Here is a 2,945-nt window from a genome sequence, read left to right as displayed (position 1 = left end):
TCCCACCACACCATTGGCGCAGCAGAACTGGCGTTGATGAAGCCCACCGCCAACCTGATCAACATCGCACGCGGCGGTATCGTCGACGATGCCGCACTCGCTGCCGCCTTGAAGAACAAGCATATCGCAGCCGCAGGCCTGGACGTGTTCGAGGGCGAGCCCAAGGTGCATCCTGATTTGTTGACCGTACCCAATGTGGTGTTGACGCCGCATATCGCCAGCGCCACCATTCCCACACGCCTTGCCATGGCCGGGCTGGCTGCCGACAACCTGATCGCATATTTCGGCGGCAAGAAGCCGCTGACCCCGCTCAACCCCGTGGTACTGGCCGGCAAATAAGCAAGAAGAAGGCAGCAAGCGGACAATGAACAGATGATGGAATCCTGGCTGATGATTGCCTTGTTGGTGGCCAACCTGCTGTTGCTGGTCTGGCTGCTGTTGCGCAAGCCCGCCGAACCAGCGGATACGGGCCGCATCGAGCTGCTGGCAAACATCGCGGCAGGCCACGACAAACTTGAGCGTGAATTGCGGCGCGAGATCGGCGACAACTCGCGCAGTAGCCGGCAGGAATTGGCGACTACTTTCGCCACCTTCCAGCAAACGCTGGTGCAGCAAAGCGCCGAAGCGATCCGCACGCAGAACACGCAAATTGACGCGTTTTCGCAGCAACTCACCCTGCTGCAAAAAACGCTGTCGGATACCCTGACCACTCAGCTGCAGTCCGTCAGCGAGTCGAACGCCAGGCGCATGGGTGAAGTGCGCGAGACCCTGGAAAAACAGCTGGCGCAACTGCAGCAAACCAATTCGGCCAAGCTCGACGAGATGCGCAAGACGGTCGACGAGAAACTGCAGACGACGCTGGAGACGCGCCTGGGCGAAAGTTTCAAGCAGGTAGCCGACCGGCTCGAACAGGTGCACAAGGGCCTGGGCGAAATGCAGACGCTGGCGCAGGGCGTGGGCGACCTCAAGCATTTGCTCACCAATGTGAAAACGCGCGGCATTTTTGGCGAAGCGCAACTATCGGCGCTGCTGGAACAGGTGTTCACCGTCGACCAGTATGCGGCCCAGGTCATTACCCGCCGTGGTGGCAAGAACCCGGTCGATTTCGCCATCAAGCTGCCAGGTCGGTCTGATTCGGGTGAACCTCTGTGGCTGCCCATTGACGCGAAATTCCCGAGCGAAGACTACGAGCGCCTGCTGGACGCGCAACAGCGCGCCGATGTGCTGGGCGCTGAAATCGCCGGCAAGGCGCTGGAGACGCGCATACGGCTGGAGGCCAGGTCGATCTCCGAGAAATACATAGACCCGCCTTACACCACCGATTTTGCGATTCTTTTTTTGCCGACCGAGGGCCTCTATGCCGAAGTGCTGCGCCGGCCCGGCCTGATGGAATTCCTGCAGCGCGACCACCGTGTCACGCTGGCCGGCCCGACAACGCTGCTGGCCATGCTCAATTCACTGCAGATGGGTTTTCGCACGTTGGCGCTGGAAAAACGTTCCAGCGAAGTCTGGCAGGTGCTGGGTGCGGTGAAGACAGAGTTCGGCAAGTTCGGCGACGTGCTGGCCAAGGTCAAGTCGCAAACCGAAACCGTGCTCAACACGCTGAGCAGCGCCGAGCAGCGCAGCCGTGTCATGGGCAAAGCCCTGCGCAATGTCGAAGCGCTCCCGGAAATCGATTCTGCCCGCCTGCTTCCATTGGATCCGCTTGACAAAGACCTGGACAACATTTGATGCGCACCGCATGAGCTGTGCGTCATGACGCCTGAACTTGCACGCCTTATCGTGGCGCAGATCTGCCTGCACGCCTGCATGGCCGGCACGCGCATGGCGGCGCCCCTGCTGGCGCTGCGCGAGGGCTACAGCCCTGCGGCGGTGGGAGTGCTGCTTGCGTTGTTCGCTCTGACGCAAGTCTTCCTGGCGCTGCCGGCCGGCCGTTTCGCCGACCGGCATGGTCTCAGGCGCCCGATACGGTATAGCGTGTTCGCTGCGGTGCTGGGAGCCGGGGCTGCGGTGGCCTTTCCGGTGTTCCCGGTGCTGTGTCTGGCGGCGCTGCTCACGGGCGGCGCCACCGGCGCGGCAGTTATTTCCCTGCAGCGCCACGTGGGCCGTGCGGCGGTCGGCGCGCTCCCTCCGGTGATCGCCGCCAGCGGCGGGGTGCAGCCCAAGGCCTGGGATTTGCTGCGCCAGGCCGACTTTCGCCGCCTCATGCTGGTGAACTGGTTTTTGTCGTCCTGCTGGGACGTCCATACTTTTGTGGTGCCGGTGCTGGGTTTTGAGCGCGGCATCAGTGCTTCGGTCATAGGCACCATCCTGGGATCGTTTGCGGTAGCCGCGGCCCTGATCCGCATGGTGATGCCGCTGGTGGCGGCCCATCTGCGCGAGTGGAAGGTACTGGCGGTCTCCATGCTGGCGACAGCCGCACTGTTCGGCATCTACCCCTTGATGCATTCGGCGATCGGCATGGGCCTGTGCTCCATCCTGTTGGGCCTTGCGCTGGGCATGGTGCAACCCATGGTGATGAGCATGCTGCACCAGATCACACCGGAAGCGCGCCACGGCGAAGCGCTGGGGCTGCGCTTGATGGCGATCAATGCGTCCAGCGTGGTGATGCCCATGTTGTTTGGATCTGCCGGCGCGCTGATGGGAATCGGCGGGGTCTTCTGGGTCACCGGGGCCATGGTCGGCGCGGGTTCACGCGCGGCGTGGCTGCTCAAGGACAGCATGTCTGCCCATGGCGGGCACCATCCCGAAACCGGGCCTACAGACGGTAAAAGTCCTTGATCAGGTCCCAGGCGACCTGTGCGTCGTCCACGTACTGAAAGAGCTTGAGGTCGTTGGGCGATATCACGCCTTCTTCCACCAGCATGTCGGTGTTGAGCAGGCGTTTCCAGTAGCTGCTGCCAAAAAGAATGATGGGCACCGGTTTGGCCTTGCGGGTCTGTACC

At 62.4% G+C, this 2,945-nt stretch carries 4 protein-coding genes; 3 read left to right on the top strand and 1 reads right to left on the bottom strand.

Annotated elements, in window-relative coordinates:
- From AC1D1X_RS21050 to AC1D1X_RS21040, 3 genes are all read left to right on the top strand, one after another.
- Positions 1-339, top strand: a 339-nt coding sequence (locus AC1D1X_RS21050; RefSeq protein ID WP_477699087.1) for a 2-hydroxyacid dehydrogenase, incomplete at its 5' end; no start/stop codon positions are given.
- 36 nt (positions 340-375) lie between these two features.
- Positions 376-1,731, top strand: a complete 1,356-nt coding sequence (locus AC1D1X_RS21045; protein ID WP_477671226.1) for a DNA recombination protein RmuC — start codon at positions 376-378, stop codon at positions 1,729-1,731.
- Between the two features lie 24 nt (positions 1,732-1,755).
- Positions 1,756-2,781, top strand: coding sequence for an MFS transporter (locus AC1D1X_RS21040; protein WP_477699086.1), 1,026 nt, complete (start codon positions 1,756-1,758; stop codon positions 2,779-2,781).
- On the opposite strand, the gene AC1D1X_RS21035 is transcribed toward AC1D1X_RS21040, so the two are convergent.
- A partial coding sequence (locus AC1D1X_RS21035; RefSeq protein WP_477699085.1) for an LOG family protein occupies positions 2,759-2,945 on the bottom strand: 187 nt, incomplete at its 5' end. The genes AC1D1X_RS21040 and AC1D1X_RS21035 overlap by 23 nt on opposite strands.

This window comes from Polaromonas sp. P1_G4, from assembly GCF_056405475.1.
The sequence above is the reverse complement of the archived record's forward strand: the minus strand, read 5'-3'. Positions and strand labels throughout refer to the sequence as shown.

Excerpts from the sequence above, each read along its gene's own strand:
- AC1D1X_RS21045 (WP_477671226.1), top strand. The coding sequence starts at position 376 with ATGGAATCCTGGCTGATGATTGCCTTGTTGGTGGCCAACCTGCTGTTG.
- AC1D1X_RS21040 (WP_477699086.1), top strand. The coding sequence starts at position 1,756 with ATGACGCCTGAACTTGCACGCCTTATCGTGGCGCAGATCTGCCTGCAC.